Consider the following 21,992-nt stretch of genomic DNA (forward strand, 5'->3'; position numbering starts at 1 on the left):
TTCAGCCCTGATCCAGCAGTTCATTGGCACGCTTCAAAATCGCCGCGCCGTCATAGCCCTTGTCATCGAGCTTCTTCTGCCAGGCGGTGACGATCGGTTCGGATGCCGCGCGCCACATCTCGATTTCCTCACTCGGGATCTCGACAATCGTATTGCCATTCGCCTCCACCACAGCCTTGCCGGCGGCCTCGAACTGATCGAAGTTCTCGCCCATGCGTTTCGAAAGCGCCGGGCCGGAATGATCGTCGATCACCTTGCGCAGATCATCGGACAGCCCCTCATAGCGCCGCTCGTTCATCACCAGGGCAAAGGTGTTGGTGTAAAGGCCGCGGGCCGCGGGGGCGGGGGCGGCAGAGAAATCGGTCAGCTCCTGCAGCTTGAAGGCCGGGACCACCTCATAGGGCAGGCAGCAACCGTCAATCACGCCATTGGAAAGCCCGACCACCATCTCCGTGACCGGGAAGAAGACGACATCGGCGCCAAGCTCGGTCAGAAGAGCGCCGGTGGACTGGTTGGGTGCGCGCAGTTTCCGCCCTGCCATATCGGCCTTGGACAGGATCGGCGTTTCACGCGTGTGCAGCTTGCCGCCGGCATGGGTGTGGAAGGCGAGCGGCGTCATGCCCTTGTATTCGGCCATGCCGAACTCACGCATCAACTGATCCATGACCACCGATGTCTTGGCCGCATCCGTCACCATGAAGGGCAGGGCCAACGTTTCTGCCACCGGATAGCGGTCGGGTGTATAGACCGGTAGCGTCCAGGCAATGTCGACAATGCCCTGGCGCGCCTGATCGGCAAGCTGGGGCGGGGCGCCGCCAAGCTGCATCGAGGGATAGATCTGCACTTCGATCGCGCCCCCCGATGCATCGGCGAGTTCAGCAGCCCAGATCTCGAAGAAATTCTTCTGGATTGGCGCCACGGCCGGCAAAAAGTGATGCAGTTTCAGTGTCACCTCAGCCGCATGGGCCTGGCGCAGAAAGGCGGGCGCTGCAAGCGTCGCGCCCAGGGCTGCAAGCGCCGTGCGGCGCGTCATTTTCATGCTGTTCGTCATGTCGGTACTCCTCCCAGAACCGGTTGATCCGAAACCTCCGCTGCCCGCCCGGGCAAAACAGGGACTTCGGCATGTCGAATCCGCGCAGTCTTTTGGATGACAGGCAAAGCGCGTCTCCATCTGCTGCAGCGGGCATGCGTCCCGGCCTCTCCTCTAGGCCGGGCTTGCGGATCGGCCTAACGAAAGACCGGTGCGCGTTTTTCCAGAAATGCGTTGAGGCCCTCCTCGGCATCAGCGCTCGTCTGGGAAAGGGCAGCGCAGAGGCTTTCGGTGAAAAGCCCGTCCGCGCGCGACATATCGGAGATCCGGCTGATCGCCTGGATCATCATGTAATTCGAGAGCCCGGCATTTCGGGCGATCCTGCCAGCGAGTTTGCGGGCCAGGTCCATCGCCTCGCCATCGCCGACGCTGTAATGGGTCAGGCCGAGGCGCAGACCGTCCTCCGCGCCATATTTGCGGCCCGTCAGCATCATTTCGCGCATCCGGTCGGCGCCGAGAATGCGGCCGACGCCGACGGTTGCGCCGCCGCCGACAAAGATGCCGCGCATGCCTTCCGGCAGCTGGAAAATCGTCGAGGGTTCGGCAATGCGGACATGGGTGGCCGAGGCCAGCTCCAGCCCGCCGCCGATCACTGCGCCAAACATGGCCGAGACCACCGGCAGGCCGGAAAACTGGATCAGTTCCATCACCCGGTGCCAGTTGCGGGAGTGATACATGGTCGTTTCGGCATCACGCGCAACATGTTCGGAAAGATCGAGCCCGGAGCAATAATGACCTCCGGCCCCCGTCAGGATCACCACCCGCACCGCTTTCGGCGGGGCCGAAAAGAACCGGTCAAGCGCTTCGAGTAGCGTATCGCACATGGCGTTGCGCTTTTCCGGACGGTTCATCGTCAGGGTCGCTACCGGCCCGTCAATCTCGATCTTCAGTGTGTCGGATGTTTCCATGTCCGCTTCTCTTTTCATTCCGTTTCATTTCGGCGGCATGCGGGCCGCAGCATCCAGCCGGATCACCGAGCCGTTCAGCATCGGATTGTCGATGATCTGCTCGACAAGCCGGGCATATTCGTCCGGCAGCCCCATGCGCGAGGGAAAGGGCACGGATTTCAGGATCTCCGCGCGGATATCGTCTGGCAATCCGGCGCTCATTCGGGTCTCGAACAGGCCCGGCGCTATCGTCATCACCCGGATGCCGAAACGGGCCAGTTCGCGCGCCGCCGGCAGGGTCATGGAAGCCACACCGCCCTTTGAAGCGGCATAGGCGGCCTGGCCGATCTGCCCATCCTCATAGGCAACGGAGGCTGTGTTGATGATCACGCCGCGCGCGCCATCCTCATCGATTGTTTCCGCCGCTGCCATCGCCCGGGCACAGATATTCATCACCGTATAGGTGCCGATCAGATTGACCCGCACAGCCTGTTCAAATGGCGCGACCGTCAGAGCACCATCGCGCGGCAGGATACGGCTTGCCGTGCCAATCCCGGCGCAGGACACGACAATGCGCGGCACGCCAAGGGCCGAACTGGACTCCGCAACAATTGCCTCAATCCGGGCGCTGTCGGCCACGTCAGCGGCAAAGCCTATCCCGCCTGTTGCCTCAGCCGTCTTCTCTGCTGCATTGGCTGACAGGTCGATTGCGATTATTTTCGCGCCTTTTGCTGCAAGCCTTGACGCGGTGGTCGCACCAAGTCCGCTTCCGGCGCCGGTGACAAGTGCCACGCTGCCTTCGATCTGCATATCTCCTCCCGGTCTCCTCAATTTGAGATTAGAGGGTGAATTAATTGTTTTGTCAATGAACAGTTATTGGAATAACATATTTTCCCGTAAGGGAGAGACATGCATGAAAGGGAGGAGACTTTCATGAAAACCGAAGTCGCTATCATCGGCGGCGGACCGTCCGGCCTGCTGCTGTCACAGATCTTAAACCGCAATGGCATATCGACCGTCATTCTGGAGCGGTCGTCGCGCGCCCATGTTCTGTCGCGCATCCGTGCCGGCATCATCGAATGGGGGGCGGTTGAACTTTTCCGGGCGGCGGGTGTCGGCACACGCATGGATCGCGAGGGCATGCCCCATGATGGCTGTGTTCTGTCAGATGACGAACTTGCCGTCAGGATCGATTTCGAGGAACTCACCGGCCGCAGGGTCATGGTCTATGGCCAGACGGAGATTACCGCCGACCTTTATGAGGCCCAGGATGCGATTGGCACGCCGATCTTTCATGGTGTCGAGGATGTTGTCATCGAAGACATGCTGTCGTCACGCCCGGCGGTCAGCTTCACTGTGGAGGGGGAACGGCGTCGGCTTGAATGTGCCTTTATCGCAGGCTGTGATGGTTTCCATGGCGTGTCGCGGCAGGTGATCCCGGCGGCAAAACGCCGTGAATTCGAGCGGGTCTATCCTTTTGGCTGGCTTGGCCTGCTGGCGCATACGCCGCCGGCCCATGAGGAACTGATCTATGCCGGATCCGAGCGTGGCTTCGCGCTGGCGTCGATGCGCGGCCAGACGCTGAGCCGCTATTATATCCAGGTTCCGCTTGCCGACCGGCCGGACGACTGGAGCGATGCGGCCTTCTGGGACGAGCTGAAACGGCGGCTCCCGGCGGAAACGGCGAAAGAGCTGGTTACCGGTCCATCCATTGAAAAAAGCATCGCGCCATTGCGCTCTTTCGTGTCGGAACCTTTGCGCTACGGGAACCTGTTTCTGGTGGGCGATGCCGCTCATATCGTCCCGCCAACGGGTGCCAAGGGGCTGAACCTTGCTGTCTCTGACGTCTATTATCTCTCGGAGGCTCTGGTTTCGGCGCTTAAGCATCGGGACTGCAGGGGCATCGATGCCTATTCGGCGCGCGCGCTTGCCCGGATCTGGAACGCCATGCGCTTCAGCTGGCAGATGACGCTGATGCTGCATCGCTTTGATGGTGAGGACACATTTGCCGCCGCCATGCGCAAGGCGACCTTCATGCATCTTCAGCGCTCCGAGACGGCAAGGCGCGATCTCGCCGAAAACTATATCGGGCTTGCCTATTGATGGCCGGTGTGCTCCGCCGCCCTGACCAGCGCCTCGAGGAACAGCCGCTGCTCGGGGCTTGCGGTGCTGTTCATCCGCATCGATACGCCGACCGGGCCACTGAGAAGATTGTCTTCAATGGCCATTTTCGTGAGCAGGCCGCGCGACAGTTCATCGCGCACGACGCCTTCGGAAATGAACCAGACCGTGTCGGACAAGAGCACGACGCGGCGGCCGAAAGAGAGGCTGACGCTCTCGAAGGCTGGTTCGGGCCGCGTCAGGCCAACGGAATGAAGATAGGCGCTGACGAGCGGCGCGATCACCGCGCCCGGTGGCGGCAGCATCAGCGGGAAGGCGGCAAGGGCCGTGGCATCGGGTGCCTTTCCGGCGAGCGGATGGCCGGGCCGGACGACGGCGATGATCGGCTCGCTTGCCAGCGGGCGGAAGGACAGGCCTTCCATCACCTGGGCGCTTGCCATGCGGCCGACGACCATATCGAGTGCCCCTTCGCGCAGCTGCGACAGCAACAGCCAGTTCGGCCCGGTTGTTACCCGCAGCATGCATTCCGGCGCCGTGTCGTGAAGGTTGAGGGCGGCGCGTGGCACCAGATCGGTCGAAGCGGTCGGCAGGGCGCCGATGATCAGCCTGGTGCGCCGCACCGGATGTTCACGCACCAGATCTTCCGCCCGGCCGAGATCGATAAAGGCAGCGCCGACATGCTGCTGAAATGTCTTGCCCGCCGGTGTCAGCGTCAGGCGGCGCGAACTGCGCGCAAACAGGGTCACTTTGAGGATGTCCTCCAGTTCCCTGATCGTTTTCGATGCGGCCGGCTGGCTGACATGAAGGGCGGTTGCCGCAGCACTCAGCGATCCGCCACGGGCGGTTTCGAGAAAGCAGCGCAGATGGCGCATGCGAATGCGGGGGTCAATCATGCTTAACCTATGGGTTATGTATTTTTCCGATAAATATAATTTTTTGGGCCAGGTTTCCATGGCAAAACGAATGCGGAGGAGAAAGTCATGACTAACCGTTATGCCAATGGCATGCGGGTCCGCCGTGCCGTGCTGGGAGACGCGCATGTTGAGCGCGCCGAGGCGGCAAGGACACCGCTTGACGATGCGTTTCAGACCCTGATTACCGAAAGTGCCTGGGGCAATGTCTGGGCCTCGGATGCGATCAGCCGGCGCGAGCGTTCCATGCTGACACTCGCCCTTCTGGCGGCGACCGGCAATTTCGATGAAATCCCGATGCACATCCGGGCGACACGCCGCACCGGCGCGAGTCCGCAGGATGTGGTGGAAGCCTTTCAGCACGTGGCGATCTATGCCGGCGTGCCGCGCGCCAACCACGCGCTGAAACTGGCAAAGGCAACCTTTGCCGCGATGGAGGAGGAAGATAATGACTGATCTCGGCGCTCTTGTGCCACGCAATCGCGCGGTCCACCCTCCGGCCTATGCGCCGGACTACAAGACTTCGGTGACGCGTTCGCCGAGCCTGCCGCTCCTGTCGCTGGAAAGCGGTCCATCGGAGGAGACCGGGCCGGTCTTTGGCCATAACCGCTTCGGGGCGCTGGACAACAACCTGATTCTCAACTGGTCGAAGGGCACGGCCCCGGCCGTGGGCGAGCGTATCCTCGTTTTCGGCCGTGTGCTTGATGAGCATGGGCGTCCGGTTCCCGACACGCTGATCGAGATCTGGCAGGCCAATGCCGGCGGTCGCTATCGGCATGTGAAGGATACCTATTTTGCACCGCTCGATCCGAATTTCGGCGGCTGCGGCCGCGCGCTTACCGATGATCAGGGCCAGTATCAGTTCCTGACGATCCGGCCCGGTGCCTATCCATGGCCAAACCGCGCCAATGACTGGCGGCCGATGCATATCCATATCTCGGTCTATGGCCATTCATTCGGCCAGCGGCTGATCACTCAGATGTATTTCGAGGGTGACCCGCTGATCGCGCTTTGTCCGATCGCCAATACGATCCGCGAGCGCAGCAATCTCGATCGCCTGGTGGCGCCGCTTGACATGACCATGGCCCGGCCACTCGATTTTCTGGCCTATAAATTTGATATCGTGTTGCGGGGACGGCGCCAGACCATGTTCGAAAACCGCCTGGAGGGTATGTGAGATGGTGCAATCGCTGAGCAATCTGGCGGAAACCCCGTCGCAGACCGCCGGGCCTTACGTCCATATCGGCTGCATGCCGACCTTTGCGGGGAATGCTGGCGCTTACGACGAGGAGATCGGAACCAGTCCGATCGGCGACGGCGTAAAGGGCGAGATCATCGAAATCCGCGGCTCCGTCTTCGATGGCACGGGCACGGCGTTGCGTGATGCGATGCTTGAAAGCTGGCAGCCGGATGCAGGCGGGCTGTTTCCCGGCCAGCCGGGCGCTGATCCGGCGGTTTCCGGCCTGTGCCGCTTTGCAGCCGATGGCGTGACTGGCGAATATACGCTGCGTACGGTCAAGCCGGGTGGGTTTTCGGGGCGGGGCGGCAGGCGTTCCGCGCCGCATATCTCGCTCTGGATTGTCGCGCGCGGTATCAATATCGGCCTCAATACCCGCATCTATTTTGATGATGAGGACAATAGCGCCGACCCGCTGCTGAACGCGATTGAGCTGAAGGTCCGAGTTCCGACGCTGATTGCGAAAAAGACCGGCCCCGGCCAGTATCGCTTTGACATCAGGCTGCAGGGTGAAGACGAAACGGTGTTTCTCGATATCTGACGATAGCGGGCAGGGCGTCAATGATGGCGTACTGCCCGGTTTGGCCTCAAGCGATAAAGGAGTGGCATAATGTCGGTTTCGGTTTTCAGCCATCCCTGGCTTGGAGGCTATTTCGGCGATCAGGCCATTGAAAATCTCTGGTCGGGCGAGCGGCAGCTCGGCCATATGCTGGCCTTCGAGGCGGCATGGAGCCGGGTGATGGGGCAAGCCGGTCTGTTCGATCGGCAGGCGGCCGAGAAGGCAGCCCGGATCATCGAAACCACGACCATTGAACCCTGCCAGCTGCGCGCCGGCATGGCCGAAGACGGCGTTCCCGTGCCGACGCTGGTGACGTATCTGAAGAGAATTGCGCCCGCTGAAGCCGTGCATAAGGGAGCAACCTCGCAGGATGTGGTGGACACGGCCCTTGCTCTGACGCTGAAGGGCGTCACCGGTATTCTGCTGCAACGGATCTCCACGCTGAGAGCGGCGCTTGCCGGGCTCGATAGTCGGTTTGGCACGAAGCCGATGATGGGACGGACACGCATGCAGGCGGCGCGCATTATCTCTGTCCGTGACAGGCTCAAGACATGGCAGCTACCGCTTGCCGACCATGCCGAGCGGTTGGACAGGCTTCGGAAACGGGTGGAGCGCGTGCAGATTGGCGGTGCCGTTGGCGATCGGGCGGCGCTCGGCGATAAGGCTGACCGGGTTGTTGCAGCGATGGCGTCAACACTGGGTCTTGAGCCCACGGCAAAGGCCTGGCACGCCATGCGCGACGGTATTGCCGACTATGCAGCCACGCTCTCGCTTGTCACCGGGACGCTTGGCAAGATGGGGCAGGATATCACGCTGATGGCGCAGCAGGGTTTTGACGAGATCGTGCTTGTCGGCGGCGGTTCGTCCTCGGCCATGCCGGAGAAGAACAATCCGGTGCTGGCCGAGCTTCTGGTGACGCTCGCCCGTTTCAACGCCGTGCAGCTTTCCGGCATGCATCAGGCGCTTGTCCACGAGCAGGAGCGTTCCGGTGCCGCCTGGAGCCTGGAATGGATGATCCTGCCGCAAATGACGGTGGCAACCGGCCGCTCGCTTGCCGCGGCGATCACGCTTTGCGGCAAGATAGAGCGGATCGGCCTGCCTGAACCGCGCTCAGAACCAGCCGGAGGTGCTGCCGATACAGTCCGGTCGTCTTCGGACTGTGTCGTTCAGCTAAACGCGTTCAAGCGCGATCGAGATCCCCTGGCCGACCCCGATACACATGGCGGAAAGTGACTTTTCGCCGGGTTTGAGATCCAGCATCGCTGTGCCGGTGATCCGTGCGCCTGACATGCCGAGCGGGTGGCCGAGCGCGATGGCGCCACCATTTCTGTTGACCCGCGGGTCGTCATCGGCAATGCCGAGATCACGCAATGTGGCCAGTGCCTGCGATGCGAAGGCCTCGTTGAGTTCGATCACGGCAAAATCATCGGAACGCAGGCCAAGCCGGGCCATCAGCTTCTTTGACGAGATGGCCGGGCCAAAGCCCATGATCCGCGGGGCGACCCCGGCCGCAGTGCCGCCAAGCACGCGGGCAACCGGTGTGAGGCCGTATTTTTGTGCCGCATCCGCGTTTGCGAGAAGCAGGGCTGCAGCACCATCATTGACGCCGGACGCATTTCCGGCTGTCACCGTGCCGTTATCGCGGAAGGGTGTCTTCAGCTGGCCGAGTGCCTCGGGTGTCGTCTCGGGTCGCAGATGTTCGTCAATCTCGATCACACGCGGCGCGCTTTTGCGCTGGGGAATGGAAACGGGCGTGATTTCCCGCGCAAGCCGGCCGTTCTGGGTCGCGGTCCATGCCTTCATCTGCGATGAAAAGGCGAAGATGTCCTGGTCGTCCCGGCTGATGTTGAAGTCCTCGGCAACGTTCTCGCCCGTTTCCGGCATGGAATCGACGCCGTAACGCGTCTTCATCAAAGGGTTGACGAAGCGCCAGCCGATCGTCGTATCGTAGATCTCGGCCTTGCGTGAAAAGGCGGTTTCAGCCTTGCCGGTGACGAAGGGCGCCCGCGACATGGATTCAACCCCGCCAGCCAGCATGATTTCCGCCTCGCCTGCGGCAATGGCACGGGCGGCGGTGATGACCGCATCCATGCCTGAGCCGCAAAGCCGGTTGATTGTCGTGCCGGAGACGGATTGCGGAAGACCTGCCAGAAGCAGTGCCATGCGGGCGACATTGCGGTTGTCCTCGCCGGCCTGATTGGCACAGCCGAGGATCACATCGTCAATCGCTTCCCAGTCGACACCGTCATTGCGGGCCATCAGGGCGGCAAGCGGAATTGCCGCCAGATCATCGGCGCGAACGGAAGAAAGCGCGCCGCCATAGCGGCCGATCGGCGTGCGGATATAATCGCAGATAAAAACATCCGTCATCGCCTAAACCTCCGCCACGGCAAGATCTTCGACCACACCGTCGATGTGGAGCGGTGCGCCGGTGACCGCCTGCAGCGCATCAAGAGAGAGGGCGGCAAGTTTTTCGCGCAGCACGAAATGGCTGTCGACGATATCGATCACTGCCAGCGAGGTGTAGATGCGGGTGACGCAGCCGATGCCGGTCAGCGGCAGCGAACAGCGTTTGACCAGCTTCGGCGCGCCGGTCTTGCTGACGTGATCCATCACCACGGCGACGCGCTTTGCCCCATGGACCAGATCCATGGCGCCGCCGACGGCGGGCACGCCGCCCTTGCCGGTAGACCAGTTGGCGAGGTCGCCATTTTCCGCCACCTCATAGGCGCCGAGGATCGCGACATCGAGATGGCCGCCGCGCACCATGGCGAAGCTGTCGGCATGGTGGAAAAAGGCGGTGCCGGGCTTCAGCGTGATAGCGCGTTTGCCGGCATTGATCAGATCCCAGTCTTCCTCGCCTTCCGGTGGACTGCTGCCGAAATCGAGCACGCCGTTTTCGGTATGGAAAATCGCCTGCCGTCCTTCGGGCTGAAAACGGGCCACCATTTCGGGAAAGCCAATGCCGAGATTGACATAGGCTCCGTCGGCAATGTCCTGGGCCGCGCGCCAGGCGATCTTTGCGTTGGAAAGCTTTATCGCTGCAATATCGGTCATGGATAATGCGCCTCCTTTCGGGTCAGAACCTCTTCCTGGGCGGGGGCTGGAACATGAACCACCGTGTCGACAAAAATGCCCGGCGTGATCACCTGTTCGGGATCGATTTCGCCCGGCGGCACGATGTGGCTGGCCTGGACAATGGTGCGGTTCGCCGCCATCGCCATCAATGGCGCGAAATTGCGCGCTGCCATGCGAAAAGTGAGATTGCCGTGGAGGTCCGCGCTTTCCGCCTTGATCAGGGCGAAATCGGCTTTCAGCCAGCGTTCCTGAACGTAAGAGCGGCCGTCGAATTCTGCGACCGGTTTGCCCTCGGCCAGTTCAGTGCCAAATCCTGTCGGGGTGTAGAAAGCGGGGATGCCGGCGCCGCCAGCGCGGATGCGCTCGGCAAGCGTGCCCTGCGGTACGAGTTCGAGCGCAATCCGGTCCGAAAGATAGCGCTCGTTGAACACGGTGGCGTTGGAGGAGCGGGGGAATGAGCAGATCATTTTCGCCACGCGATCCTGTTCGATCAGGGCGGCGAGCCCCACATGGCCGTTTCCGGCATTGTTGTTGATGACGGTAAGGTTGCGTGCGCCGTGGTCGATCAGGGCATGAATAAGCTCAATGGGAGAGCCGGCGCCGCCAAAGCCGCCGATCATCACCGTCGCGCCGTCAAAAATCTCCGCAACGGCTGCGCGGAGCGAGGGGCAGGTTTTGTCCATGGATCATCCTCCTTCCATAGGGCGATCCTAGGAAGGTTGGGCAAAAGCCTCCAGTGAAATGTTCATATTGCGATATTTGTTCAATATATGGATGAAATTGTGCGGCATGTGAACACCGCGCGGTGCGGAGGTGCCTATCGGCATCCAGCCGGCGCTGTTCTTTGCAGGTCGTGTCGATTGTCGGGAGGAAGGGCTGCCGCTGGCGTTGCACGCATCTTGAAATCGCCAGGTGAAGGTTGCCGCGCCAGCAATTGCGCAGCATCAGCCATGACTGCGGCTGCCTTATCGTTCTTTTCTGCCGCCAGTAAGAAGGCTGGTGCGTGCGCGGCCCGCCTCTTAGGAAAGGCGCGCGATCCGTGCGCGCTTCTGGGCGGCGAGATCACCTGAAATCTTGTCTGGCGAGGCGGCGGTGTTCGCTGCTTCGATGATATCGTTGAGCGCCAGTTCCAGCATGGCCAGTTTCTGTTCGCCCAGTGTATCGAGAAGCATTTGCTGCTGCTGGTCATGAATATCGGCCAGCGCCTCATAGGTCGTCAGGCCCTTGTTCGATATGAAAACGAGCACTTTGCGACGGTCGCGCGGATCCGGCCCGCGATAGACATCGGCCGAGCTTACCATCCGGTCGATCAGCTTTGTCAGCGTTGGCGAATCCATGCTGATCCGTGCCGCAAGCGCGCCCATGGAAATGCCATTTGTCTCATTGAGGGCGGTGAGGACACGGAACTGCTCGATCGACAGGGCGTGCTGTTTGAGCTGGGTCTCGGCGTTGCGTTCGAGCGCCTGATTCACGCTGCATATCAGGTCAGGTATGCGCAAAGCGATGTGCCTCCCCATCTCATTTGATTTTTCAATATTTGTGAGATCTATAATTTCATATCGTTTTGAATCAAGCAATATCCCCGGTGGTCTGCAAATTAAAAATGCACAGCAGCGGAATGCTGCTTTGAAATTGAGCAATGCAGCAAATATGACGCGAAAAAGCTTACGTAACTGCAATGATCATAGATCTGGTATGTGAATTGCGTGTGATCTCTGTCGGACGGCATTCGTCCATGGCGGAGGTGAGTTGATGCGCAATATCAGGATCGGTTTGCTCATCGCACAGGAGGGCTCTGCTGGCTTGTGGGCCCCTTCGGGTGTTGCCTGTGCCCGCCTTGCGGTCGATGAGATCAATCGCGACAGTGGAATCCTGCATCGGGATGTGGAACTGGTGGTTGTCAATGCGGGCCCCAGTGCCGCGACGGGGGCGAAAGCTGCGGAAGATGCGATTTTTCGCCATGGCGTCGATGGCATTGTCGGCATGATACCGAGCTATGCCAGGCCCTCGATCGCCCGCCTGACCGACAACCGCGTCCCTTTCGTCTATACGCCGCAATATGAGGGTTTTGCCGCCGAGCCGGATGTTCTGACTACCGGGGAGACGGCAGAGGAATTGATGCGGCCGGCGCTGGAATGGCTCATCGGGCAGCGCGGCGCAAAGCGATTTTTCCTCTGTGGTAATGATTATGTGTGGCCGCGCTTCAGCCTGCGCATTGCGGGCAAATTGATCCGGGATATGGGCGGCATGGTGACCGGCGAATTATTCGTGCCGGTGGGCGTTGCCGATTATGACCGGATCATCGAGCAGATCAAGGCGACGCGGTCCGATGCGGTGCTGCCCTATTTCCTCGGCTCGGACAGTATCACCTTTAACCGGGCCTTTTGTGAGGCCGGACTTGCGCCGAAGGTGCTGCGATTTTCTTCGGCCATTGACGAGACGATCGTCTACGGCCTCAACGAGGATGAGACGGAAAACATGCTCGTCGCCTCGGCCTATTTCTCTTCCATCCGCTCCTCGAATAATGGCGCTTTTCTTGAGCGTTATCACATGGCCTTTGGCGAAAGTCCGCCGCCGGTCAATACCTTCGGACAGTCCTGCTATGAGGGAATCTATTCCCTTGCCGCCATGGTTCAGGAGGCGGAAAGCTTCGATATCCGCGCGCTGAAGCGCTATTTCGGTCGGATACCGCAGCCGCGAACAGCGCGTGGCGCCGAGGCAAGACCGGCTGTGGGAAGTCGCCATCCCGTTCATCTGGCCGAGCTGGATGGCTATGATTTCAGGATTTTGAATCCATCTGGATTTTTTAGTTGAATTTTCAAATATTGTATATTTAAGTATTCTCACTGAAACAAAATCAGGGGAACAAACGCAATGAAAATTTCTCGCCGCCGTCTTCTTCAGCAATCGGCGATCGCCTCCGCATCCCTTCTCGCGGCGCCGGCCATTCTCCATGGACGGGCCTTTGCTGCCGACGCGCCGATCAAGATTGGCAGCCTGCATGATCTGTCCGGTCCGCTGGCCGCATCGGGTGAGCCCATGGTTTATGCGCTTGAGCTTGCCGTGAACGAGATCAATGCCGCTGGCGGCCTTCTGGGCCGTCCGATTGAAATCGTGCAGTATGACACCCAGTCGAATATCCAGCTCTATTCGCAATATGCCCAGCAGCTAGCACTGAAGGACAAGGTTGCCGTGGTTCATGGCGGCATCACCTCGGCCTCGCGCGAAGCCATCCGTCCGATCTTCGATCGCTTCAAGGTGCTCTATTTCTACAATGTTCTCTATGAGGGCGGCGTCTGCGACCGCGATATTTTCTGCACCGGCACGACACCGGCCCAGACGGTTGAAAAGCTCGTTCCCTACGCGATGAACAAGACTGGCAAGAAGGCCTATATCCTGGCGGCCGACTATAATTACGGCCAGATCACCGCCAAGTGGATGACCAAATTTGCCCAGGACAATGGCGGTGAAATCGTCGCGACCGATTTCTTCCCGCTTGATGTGACCAATTTCGGCCCGACCATTTCCAAGATCCAGGCGGCCAAGCCCGACCTGATCCTGTCCGCACTGGTCGGCGGCAATCATACGGCCTTCTATCGTCAGTGGACCTCGGCCGGCATGAAGGACGAGATCCCGATCGCGTCAACCACTTTCGGCCTCGTCAATGAGCCGGAAACGCTCGATGCGGCTGAAAGCAATGGCATCATGGGCAGCTATGGCTATTTCGAGGAACTCGATACACCGGCCAGCAAGAGCTTCGTTGCGAAGATCCGTGAAGCCCATCCGGGCTCACCCTATATCAGTGAAATGGCGGCAACGACTTATGAGGGCGTTCATCTGTGGGCCGAGGCTGTCAGCAAGGCTGCCGATATCGATCGCATGAAGGTGATCGAGGCGCTGGAATCCGGCCTTTCCTTTGACGGCCCGACGGGCAAGGTGACGATTGACCACGCCACACACCACACCATCCGCAATGCCTATCTGGCCGAGGTTTCCGACCGCAAATGGAACGTGCTGGAAACCTTCCCCGATGTCGCTCCCAGCGATACCGCACAGGTTTGCAACCTGATCGACAATCCCAACGACAACAAGCAGTACGTGATCAGCCTTTGATGCGCAACTGCCGGCAGGTCCAGCCTGCCGGCCCGTTTTCTTTTTGCATCAAGACAGGGTTTGTCATGGATATCTATCTGATTTTGCTGCTTGACGTCATCAACGGGGCCTCATCTCTGTTTCTCCTGTGCCTCGGGCTGGCGGTTATCTTCGGCATGATGAAAATCATCAATCTGGCGCATGGTGAATTCATCATGCTCGGTGCCTATGCCACGGTGATTTCTGCCAATGCTGGCGTCAATGTCTGGATTGCGATGCTGGTCATTGCACCCCTTTTCGTCGGCCTGTTCGGCCTTGTCGTCGAGCGCTGCCTGATCCGTTTTCTCTATGGCCGGCTGGTTGATTCCATGCTTGCCACCTGGGGGCTGAGCCTTCTGATCATCGGTGTCGTCACCACGATTTTCGGCAATACACAGAAGGGCATTCCAACCCCGCTCGGTGGCTTTTCCATCGGCGAATATCGGTCCAGCTATTACACATTGTTCCTGTTTTTCATGGCGCTTCTCTTGCTGGCGATCGTCTATGCGGTCATGCGCTATACCCGCCTCGGGCTCATCGCGCGGGCCACCATGCAGAACCCGGCCATGGCCAGCACGCTCGGCGTCAATCCGGCCTATGTCTATATGGGAACCTTCGCCGCCGGGTCGGCGATCTCCGGGCTTGCCGGCGGGCTTCTGGCGCCCGTTTCAGGCATCACGCCGGTGATGGGTAGCGCCTATATCGCCAAGGCTTTCATGACCGTGGTCGGCGGCGGTGCATCGATCCTGTCCGGCACTGTTTCCGCATCCGCACTGTTTGGCGCAATCAATCAGGTTGGCGCTTATTTCACCACGCCCGTCTATGGCGAGGTCATCGTCTTCACTGCCGCGATCATTCTTATCCGCCTTCTGCCGCAGGGCATTTCCGGCCGGTTCTTCAAAGGGAGGCTCTAGTGACCTCACGTTTCAGCAAGGGCTTTGTCATTCAGGCAGCGGTCATCGGGCTTGCAGTCATCGCCATCGCCATCGCCCCGGCTCTGGTCGAGATCTTCACACTGATGCAGTTCACACTGTTTGCCAGCATGGCGGTTCTCGCCCTCAGCCTGGCCTTTATCTGGGGCTTTGGCGGCATATTGTGCTTCGGACAGACCTCGTTTTTCGGGCTTGGAGCCTATGCCTATGCGATTGCCGCGATCAATTTCCAGAATTCGACACCGGCGCTTTTCTTTGCCATTGCCGCTCCCTCGGTCTTCGCACTGATCCTTGGCTATTTCGTCTTTTACGGTCGGATTTCCGATGTCTATCTCGGCGTGATCACGCTCACCGTAACGCTGATCCTGTTCAACATCACCAATTCCACCTCGGGTGATCAGTACAGGATCGGCGATGCACTGATCGGCGGCTTTAACGGCATTCCGGCCGTACCCACCTTCAACTGGCCGGGCGCATCGGCCACGCCGCTGACGCTGGAACAATCCTGGTGGGTAACGGGTGGCGCGCTTCTGGTGATCTATGTCGGCCTGCGGGCGCTGCTTGCCAGCACGTTCGGGCGGATCGTCGTCGCCGTGCGCGAAAATGAAACCCGCGCCTCGCTGCTGGGCTACGATCCGCGCGCCATCAAGCTTGCAACCTTCGTCATCGGCGGTGCCGTTGCCGGGCTTGCCGGAGCTTTCTATGTCAACTGGGGCGCCTTTGTCAGCCCGACGATTTTCTCGCTGTCGCTGTCAGCGGAAATCATCATCTGGATCACCGTCGGCGGCATGGGAACCCTGCTTGGCCCGATCGTCGGCGCCGTGCTGATTGAATATCTGGTGTCGAAAATCGGTTCGCAGCAGGTCTTCAATTCCAACCTGATCCTCGGTGCCATTCTTGTCGTCTTCGTATTGTTGCTGCCCAGGGGCATCGTTCCGGCGATCCGTGATCTGGCAATCGGTGTTGCGCGGCGGCTGAAGAGAAACAAGCCGGAGTTGCAGGCCGCGTCCGGTCAGCCGGTGGGGGCGGAGTGACATGTCTGAACTTGTACCATTGCTGCAAACCGAACATCTGACCATGCGCTTTGGCGGCGTTGTCGCCAATGACGATATCAGCTTCACGCTTGAGGAGATGGAACTGCGCTGCCTGATCGGGCCGAACGGTGCGGGAAAGAGCACCTTCTTCAAATCGCTGACCGGCCAGCAGAAGCCGACCTCCGGCACGATCGCCTTTCGCGGACAGCCCATTGCCGGAAAATTGCCGCATGAAATTGCCCGCATGGGAATCGGCATCAAGACGCAGGTGCCGAATGTTTTCAACGCGCTGTCTGTGCGCGAGAACATCTGGCTTGCGGCGAGGCGCAAGGCCATTCCGTCAAGGCTCGTCTCGGCAGTTGACGAGGTTTTGAGCCTGATCCGCCTTGAAGCCATGGCCGACAAGACGGTCGATACGCTGTCCCATGGTCAGCGTCAGTGGGTGGAGATCGGCATGGTGCTGGCCGGCGAGCCAGAGCTGATCCTGCTTGATGAACCGGCCGCCGGCATGACGGATGAGGAAACGGCGCTGACGGCGAAGATCATCCGCGACATCAACAAGTCCCGTGCCATCATCGTCGTCGAGCACGATATGGAATTCATCAAGCAGATTGCCAAGACCGTCACTGTCTTTCATCAGGGCCGTGTGCTGATGGAGGATACGGTGGAGCGTGTGCTGGCCGACCAGCGTGTGCGTGACGTCTATCTTGGCAAAAAGGAGGTCGCATGAGCGATTTTCTCACCGTCACCGACCTGCGCTCCGGTTATGGGCGCATTCCGATCCTGGCGGGCGTCAGCCTGACCATGAGACAGGGCGAATATCTCGGTATTCTCGGCCATAACGGCATGGGCAAGACAACGCTGATGCGGACACTGATGGGGCATTTGCCCGCAACTGGCGGCAAGGTGGTGTTTGGCGGTCGCGATATTACCGCGGCAAAGCCTTTCGAGCGTGCCCGCAACGGGCTGGGCCTTGTGCCTCAGGGCCGCGAGATCTTTCCGGCGCTGAGTGTGCTGGAAAATCTGCGCATGGGCCTTGCCGCAGCTCCCAGAGAAGACCTTTCCGTCATCGATGCGGTGCTGGAGGACTTTCCCCGGCTGAAGCGGCTTCTTGATCGGCGCGGCGGCGCGCTTTCCGGCGGTGAACAGCAATTGCTGGCGCTGGCACGATGCCTGTGCACAAAGCCGCGTCTCATCCTGCTGGATGAGCCGACCGAGGGTATTCAGCCGTCGATCATCGAGGAGATCATCGAAACGCTTCTGGCGCTGAAAGATCGCTGGGGCCTGTCGCTGATCGTCGTCGAGCAGAATCTGGAATTCATCACCGCGTTGTCGGATCGCGTGCTCAATATCCAGAAGGGCCGGATCACCGGCGAACTCGATCGGGACCGGATCCATGCCGGAGCATTTGACATGCTGATCTAGCAGTAAGCCGCGCTTGCGGGACTTCGCGCCGGCAAGCGCCACGCACCCAAAAACCGTTCTTTTGCAATCTTGTCTTCACAGGAAAGGATGACCTATGTCTATCACTCGCCCAACGCCTGCCGATGTCGTCGAACTGGCATCGCAGCTTTACATGAAAATGTCGCTGGAAGAAGCGACGGCATATCAGTCGCTGATGGGCGGCATGCTGGATGCCTATGATGTGATCGACGCGCTGCCGAACCCGACACCGCCGGTCACCTATCCCCGCACCCCCGGCGCCAAGCCGTCGCCGGATGAAAACCAGTATGGCGCCTGGGCGATCAGGAGCGAGGTCAAGGGCGCGGCAGACGGCAAGCTTGCCGGAAAAACCGTTGTCCTGAAGGATAATGTTGCGCTCGCCGGCGTTCCGATGATGAATGGCTCGACAACGCTGGAAGGCTTTATTCCGGTGGCTGATGCGACCATTGTCACCCGTATGCTTGATGCCGGCGCCACCATTGCCGGCAAGGCCGTCTGCGAGCAGTTCTGCCTTTCCGGCGGCAGCCACACGTCCGATCCGGGCCCGGTTCACAATCCCTATCGTCACGGCTATTCCGCTGGCGGCTCGTCCTCCGGCAGCGCCGCGTTGGTTTCCGCAGGTGAAGTCGATATGGCGATCGGCGGTGATCAGGGCGGCTCAATCCGTATTCCGTCTTCCTATTGCGGGACATATGGCATGAAGCCGACCCATGGCCTGGTGCCCTATACCGGTGTCATGCCGATCGAAAGCACGATCGACCATACCGGTCCGATCGCGGCAAATGTTGCCGATAATGCGTTGCTTCTCGAAGTGCTGGCGGGTGCCGACGGGCTTGATCCGCGCCAGTATGCACCTCAGGTCTCTGCCTATACCGAAGCGCTCGGCAAGGGCGTGAAGGGCCTCAAGATCGGTCTGCTGAAGGAAGGGTTTGCCGTGGCGAACCTTCAGGATGGCGTCGATGAAAAGGTTCGTGCAGGTGCCGATCGTCTCGCTGCTCTCGGTGCCGAGGTCTCTGAGATCTCGATCCCGGAACATAATATCGCCCTTGCCGCCTGGAACCCGATCACGCTCGAAGGCTTCGTTGCCCAGATGATGCACGGCAATGGGATGGGCTTCAACTGGAAGGGACTTTATGATGTCGGCCTGCTGGATGCCCATTCGGCATGGCGTGAAAAGGCGGATGACCTGTCTGAGACGATGAAGCTGACCATGCTTGTCGGTCAATGGGGGCTTTCGCATTATCGTGGCCGCTATCACGCCAAGGCCCGCAATATCGCGATTGCTGCCAAGGCAGCCTATGACCGCGTTTTCGGCGATTATGACCTCCTGCTGATGCCGACGTTGCCCTGCGTTGCGACACCGCTTCCGGGCAAGGATGCTCCGCTTGAAGAGATCATCACCCGCGCTTTCGAGATGACAGCGACGACGTGCCCCTTCGATGTGACTGGCCATCCGGCCATGTCCATTCCCTGCGGCTTGTCCGACGGTCTGCCTGTCGGCCTGATGCTGATCGGCCGGGACTATGCCGAGAAGACCATCTATCAGGCCGCCAGCGCCTTTGAGGCGGACGGTGACTGGAAGCACTTCTGATGATCACCATCACCGCGATCATCCGGGCCAGGAAAGAGGCCGTGACGACAATGCGCGACGCATTGCTCGCTGTTGCCGGGCATGTGCGGGATAATGAGCCGGCGACTCGAGGCTTCTTCGTTGCGCAGGATGCTGAAGATCCGTGCGTGTTCACCACTTATGAACGCTTTGCCGACCGTGAGGCGATGGACCGGCATAATGGTTCGGAGGCGGTTGCGCGGTTTTTCGCGATCGCCGAGCCGATCCTTGATGGCCCGGTGACGCTGATCACGGCGAATGAACTTTCCTTCAAGCCCTGAACAATGCCGCTGGCGGGTTTCGCCAGCGGCCCATTGCATGCCGCGACGCTTGCGGCGGACAAAAACAGTCATCAGAGAGACATCCGATCATGAAGAAACCGGTCACACTCAACCGGCTCGGCGCGGCTGCCGCCCGCTTCGTCGCGCAGGACAAGAAACTCTATATTGACGGTCAATGGCAGCCAGCTGCAGGCGGCGGCACGATTGCGGTTGTCGACCCGGCAACGGGTCTGCAATTTGACGCGGTTCCGGCAGGGGAGGCGGAGGATATCGATCGCGCCGTTCACGCCGCAAGGCGGGCCTTTGAGGCGGGGCCATGGGCTGAGATGACACCGGCTCAGCGCGGAAAGCTGGTCTGGAGACTCGGTGATCTGGTGGAAGAACATGCCGATGAACTGTCCGAGCTTGAGGCGCTTGACAATGGCAAGCCGGTGGGGGACGCCCGCAACGGCGATGTTGCCTTCTGCTATGATCTGCTGCGCTATATGGCAGGCTGGAGCACGAAGATCTGCGGCGAGACGATCCAGCTTTCCGCCGGGGCTCCGTTTCATGCCTATACGCTGCGCCAGCCAGTCGGCGTTTGCGGTCAGATCGTGCCGTGGAATTTCTCGCTGATGATGGCGGTATGGAAAATCGCGCCGGCGCTTGCCTGCGGCTGCACCGTGGTGCTGAAGCCGGCCGAGCAGACACCGCTGACAGCACTGCGGCTTGCCGAACTTGCCGAAGAGGCGGGCTTCCCGCCGGGCGTCCTCAATGTCGTGACCGGCTATGGCGAAACCGCCGGTGCAGCGCTTGCCGCCCATCCGGATGTCGACAAGATCGCCTTTACCGGTTCAACCGAGGTTGGCCGCAAGATCCTTGATGCAGCAAGGGGCAATCTGAAGAAGGTTTCGCTGGAACTTGGCGGCAAATCGCCGATGATTGTCTTTGCTGATGCTGACCCGGATATTGTCATCCCTGCCGTCGGTTACGGCATTTTCTACAATATGGGCCAGACCTGCTCGGCCGGAACGCGGCTCTATTTGCACAAGGATATTGCCGAAACGGTTCTTGAGGGCCTGAAAAGCTTTGCGCAATCGCTCGTCGTGGGCGTCGGTCTTGATCCGGCAACCCAGATTGGCCCCCTGGTCTCCGAAGAGCAGTTCGAACGCGTCAAAGCCTATATCGCTGCGGGCATGAAGGAAGGCGCCACGCTTTATTGCGGTGGCGGCCGTGTCGGCGAGGAGGGCTATTTCATCGCTCCGACGATCCTCACCGATACCACCGAGGACATGTCCGTGGTGCGCGAGGAAATTTTCGGGCCGGTTCTGGTTGTATCGACCTTTGATGATGATGGTATCGATGTTGTGCTGAAAAAGGCAAATGACACGATTTACGGCCTGGCCGGCAGCATCTTCACCCGCGATGTCAGCCGTGCGCACAGAACGGCCGCCAGGCTGAAGGCTGGCACGATCGGCATCAACACCCATCATGTCATCGATCCGGCCCTGCCCTTTGGCGGCTTCAAACAGTCCGGCTGGGGCCGCGAACAGGGGCGTGAGGCGATCCTGCTTTACACCGAAGTGAAATCCATTGGCGTTGCGCTGTAGGAACAGGGTGAAAACCGTGAAAACAAAAAGCTATCAACTGCGCTGCTACGGCACGGAGCCGGAACCTGTCACCCATGAGCTGCGTATGCCGGAAGGGCGCGAACTCGTTCTAGAGGTCGAGTTTGCCGGTGTCTGCCATTCGGATGTTTATATCATGGAGGGCTATCAGGATTTGGGTGATGGCGAGCGGATCGATTTCGCCGAAAGCAGCATGCCGATTCCGCTGACCATGGGACATGAGATCGTTGGTCGCGTTGTTGCCGCCGGACCCGATGCCGATCCGTCGCTCATCGGTGCGCGGCGTCTTGTCTATCCGTGGATCGGCTGCGGGCGCTGCCGATCCTGTCGTGCCGGGTTTGAGAACCATTGCGAAACGCCGGGCACGCTCGGCATTTTCGCGCAGGGCGGCTATGCGCGCCATGTCATCGTGCCGGAAGGCCGCTATCTCGTTGACATTGGCGGTATCGATCCTGCCTGGGCAAGCACGCTGGCCTGTTCCGGGCTCACCGTTTTCAGCGCGCTCCGGCAATTGATGCCGGTGAAGCCGGAAAGCAGCATCGCCATTATCGGGGCAGGGGGACTTGGTTTGATGGCGGTGGCCGTGGCAAAGGCGCTTGGGCTTGAGAAGATCATTGTCTGCGATGTGTCTGATGACAGGTTGACGGTGGCGCAGGAACTCGGCGCCAGTGCCGTCGTCAATACGCAGGATGCGGTTGATGTGTCGGCAACCTTGAGAGAAGCCAGCGAGGATAGTCTTTATGGTGTGCTCGATACGGTCGGCCTTCCGGCAACGATGAACCTTGCCATCGACAGTGTGATGAAGGGTGCGAAGATCGTGCTGATCGGCCTTCAGGGCGGGCGTATCCCGCTGCCGCTGCCGACCCTGCCGTTCAAGGCGCTGTCGCTGATCGGCACCTATACGGGCTCGCTGGGCGAGCTGGAGGCGCTGGTCGCTCTGGCACGCGAGGGAAGGCTTGAGGCGATGCCAGTCTGGCGTCGGGAAATGTCCTGCCTTTGCGACTCGCTTACACGATTGAAGCAGAGGCAGGTCGTCGGGCGGATCGTGCTTTCGCCGGAAACTGTGTGAGGC

General features: G+C 60.1%; 23 protein-coding genes. 15 read left to right on the forward strand and 8 right to left on the reverse strand.

The window, feature by feature from the left end:
- Nucleotide 1: 1 nt before the first annotated feature.
- The 3 genes from FJU08_RS07290 to FJU08_RS07300 all read right to left on the reverse strand — a co-directional run bounded on the left by FJU08_RS07290 (nt 2) and on the right by FJU08_RS07300 (nt 2,787).
- A complete protein-coding gene (locus FJU08_RS07290) occupies nt 2-1,051 on the reverse strand; it encodes a TRAP transporter substrate-binding protein (protein ID WP_210245201.1) in 1,050 nt (349 codons plus the stop codon).
- Between the two features lie 176 nt (nt 1,052-1,227).
- Nucleotides 1,228-1,998: a crotonase/enoyl-CoA hydratase family protein gene (locus FJU08_RS07295; protein WP_210245202.1), complete on the reverse strand. Its 771-nt coding sequence runs from the start codon at nt 1,996-1,998 to the stop codon at nt 1,228-1,230.
- 24 nt (nt 1,999-2,022) lie between these two features.
- Complete coding sequence (locus FJU08_RS07300) at nt 2,023-2,787, reverse strand: SDR family NAD(P)-dependent oxidoreductase (protein ID WP_141148320.1); 765 nt, start codon at nt 2,785-2,787, stop codon at nt 2,023-2,025.
- A 123-nt stretch (nt 2,788-2,910) separates the two neighbouring features.
- Here FJU08_RS07300 and pobA point away from each other — a divergent pair, with 123 nt between their 5' ends.
- Entirely contained in the window at nt 2,911-4,080 is a 1,170-nt protein-coding gene (gene pobA / locus FJU08_RS07305; protein ID WP_141148321.1) for a 4-hydroxybenzoate 3-monooxygenase, read from the forward strand.
- Here the strand turns inward: pobA and FJU08_RS07310 are convergent.
- Entirely contained in the window at nt 4,074-4,991 is a 918-nt protein-coding gene (locus FJU08_RS07310) for a LysR substrate-binding domain-containing protein (RefSeq protein WP_141148322.1), read from the reverse strand. The genes pobA and FJU08_RS07310 overlap by 7 nt on opposite strands.
- 87 nt (nt 4,992-5,078) lie before the next feature.
- Here FJU08_RS07310 and pcaC point away from each other — a divergent pair, with 87 nt between their 5' ends.
- The 4 genes from pcaC (at nt 5,079) to FJU08_RS07330 (ending at nt 8,038) form a co-directional block, all read left to right on the forward strand.
- Nucleotides 5,079-5,465, forward strand: coding sequence for a 4-carboxymuconolactone decarboxylase (gene pcaC, locus FJU08_RS07315; RefSeq protein ID WP_141148323.1), 387 nt, complete (start codon nt 5,079-5,081; stop codon nt 5,463-5,465).
- Nucleotides 5,458-6,186, forward strand: coding sequence for a protocatechuate 3,4-dioxygenase subunit beta (gene pcaH, locus FJU08_RS07320; RefSeq protein WP_141148324.1), 729 nt, complete (start codon nt 5,458-5,460; stop codon nt 6,184-6,186). The genes pcaC and pcaH overlap by 8 nt, the downstream gene beginning before the upstream one ends.
- 1 nt (nt 6,187) lies before the next feature.
- Nucleotides 6,188-6,787: a protocatechuate 3,4-dioxygenase subunit alpha gene (gene pcaG, locus FJU08_RS07325; RefSeq protein ID WP_141148325.1), complete on the forward strand. Its 600-nt coding sequence runs from the start codon at nt 6,188-6,190 to the stop codon at nt 6,785-6,787.
- 69 nt (nt 6,788-6,856) lie between these two features.
- The gene (locus tag FJU08_RS07330; RefSeq protein ID WP_141148326.1) at nt 6,857-8,038 is read left to right on the forward strand and encodes a 3-carboxy-cis,cis-muconate cycloisomerase; all 1,182 of its coding nucleotides are present in this window, start codon (nt 6,857-6,859) and stop codon (nt 8,036-8,038) included.
- Here FJU08_RS07330 and pcaF read toward each other — a convergent pair.
- The 4 genes from pcaF to FJU08_RS07350 form a co-directional block, all read right to left on the reverse strand.
- Entirely contained in the window at nt 7,976-9,175 is a 1,200-nt protein-coding gene (gene pcaF / locus FJU08_RS07335; RefSeq protein ID WP_141148327.1) for a 3-oxoadipyl-CoA thiolase, read from the reverse strand. The genes FJU08_RS07330 and pcaF overlap by 63 nt on opposite strands.
- Nucleotides 9,176-9,178: 3 nt before the next feature.
- Complete coding sequence (locus tag FJU08_RS07340; RefSeq protein ID WP_141148328.1) at nt 9,179-9,862, reverse strand: 3-oxoacid CoA-transferase subunit B; 684 nt, start codon at nt 9,860-9,862, stop codon at nt 9,179-9,181.
- Nucleotides 9,859-10,566, reverse strand: a complete 708-nt coding sequence (locus FJU08_RS07345) for a 3-oxoacid CoA-transferase subunit A (RefSeq protein ID WP_141148329.1) — start codon at nt 10,564-10,566, stop codon at nt 9,859-9,861. The genes FJU08_RS07340 and FJU08_RS07345 overlap by 4 nt, the downstream gene beginning before the upstream one ends.
- Before the next feature lie 336 nt (nt 10,567-10,902).
- The gene (locus FJU08_RS07350) at nt 10,903-11,355 is read right to left on the reverse strand and encodes a MarR family winged helix-turn-helix transcriptional regulator (RefSeq protein ID WP_235890618.1); all 453 of its coding nucleotides are present in this window, start codon (nt 11,353-11,355) and stop codon (nt 10,903-10,905) included.
- Nucleotides 11,356-11,635: 280 nt separating this feature from the next.
- On the opposite strand from FJU08_RS07350, the gene FJU08_RS07355 reads away from it, so the two are divergent.
- From FJU08_RS07355 to FJU08_RS07400, 10 genes are all read left to right on the forward strand, one after another.
- Nucleotides 11,636-12,697, forward strand: coding sequence for a substrate-binding domain-containing protein (locus tag FJU08_RS07355; RefSeq protein ID WP_141148331.1), 1,062 nt, complete (start codon nt 11,636-11,638; stop codon nt 12,695-12,697).
- Nucleotides 12,698-12,757: 60 nt separating this feature from the next.
- The gene (locus FJU08_RS07360) at nt 12,758-13,996 is read left to right on the forward strand and encodes an urea ABC transporter substrate-binding protein (protein WP_141148332.1); all 1,239 of its coding nucleotides are present in this window, start codon (nt 12,758-12,760) and stop codon (nt 13,994-13,996) included.
- A 65-nt stretch (nt 13,997-14,061) separates the two neighbouring features.
- A complete protein-coding gene (locus FJU08_RS07365; protein WP_141148333.1) occupies nt 14,062-14,928 on the forward strand; it encodes a branched-chain amino acid ABC transporter permease in 867 nt (288 codons plus the stop codon).
- The gene (locus FJU08_RS07370) at nt 14,928-15,980 is read left to right on the forward strand and encodes an ABC transporter permease subunit (RefSeq protein ID WP_235890619.1); all 1,053 of its coding nucleotides are present in this window, start codon (nt 14,928-14,930) and stop codon (nt 15,978-15,980) included. Before FJU08_RS07365 ends, FJU08_RS07370 begins: the two co-directional genes overlap by 1 nt.
- Before the next feature lies 1 nt (nt 15,981).
- On the forward strand, nt 15,982-16,710 hold the full coding sequence (locus FJU08_RS07375) for an ATP-binding cassette domain-containing protein (protein WP_141148334.1): 729 nt from the start codon (nt 15,982-15,984) through the stop codon (nt 16,708-16,710).
- Nucleotides 16,707-17,405, forward strand: a complete 699-nt coding sequence (locus tag FJU08_RS07380; protein ID WP_141148335.1) for an ATP-binding cassette domain-containing protein — start codon at nt 16,707-16,709, stop codon at nt 17,403-17,405. The genes FJU08_RS07375 and FJU08_RS07380 overlap by 4 nt, the downstream gene beginning before the upstream one ends.
- A 94-nt stretch (nt 17,406-17,499) precedes the next feature.
- On the forward strand, nt 17,500-19,014 hold the full coding sequence (locus FJU08_RS07385; protein WP_141148336.1) for an amidase: 1,515 nt from the start codon (nt 17,500-17,502) through the stop codon (nt 19,012-19,014).
- Nucleotides 19,014-19,313, forward strand: coding sequence for a putative quinol monooxygenase (locus FJU08_RS07390; protein WP_141148337.1), 300 nt, complete (start codon nt 19,014-19,016; stop codon nt 19,311-19,313). The genes FJU08_RS07385 and FJU08_RS07390 overlap by 1 nt, the downstream gene beginning before the upstream one ends.
- An 89-nt stretch (nt 19,314-19,402) precedes the next feature.
- Complete coding sequence (locus FJU08_RS07395) at nt 19,403-20,902, forward strand: aldehyde dehydrogenase family protein (protein WP_141148338.1); 1,500 nt, start codon at nt 19,403-19,405, stop codon at nt 20,900-20,902.
- A 16-nt stretch (nt 20,903-20,918) separates the two neighbouring features.
- Nucleotides 20,919-21,989 carry an alcohol dehydrogenase gene (locus tag FJU08_RS07400; protein ID WP_141148339.1) on the forward strand — a complete coding sequence of 357 codons (1,071 nt, stop codon included), beginning with the start codon at nt 20,919-20,921 and terminating at the stop codon, nt 21,987-21,989.
- The last annotated feature ends 3 nt before the right edge of the window (nt 21,990-21,992 follow it).

The organism is Martelella alba, assembly GCF_006516955.1.
Taxonomy (GTDB): Bacteria; Pseudomonadota; Alphaproteobacteria; order Rhizobiales; family Rhizobiaceae; genus Martelella; species Martelella alba.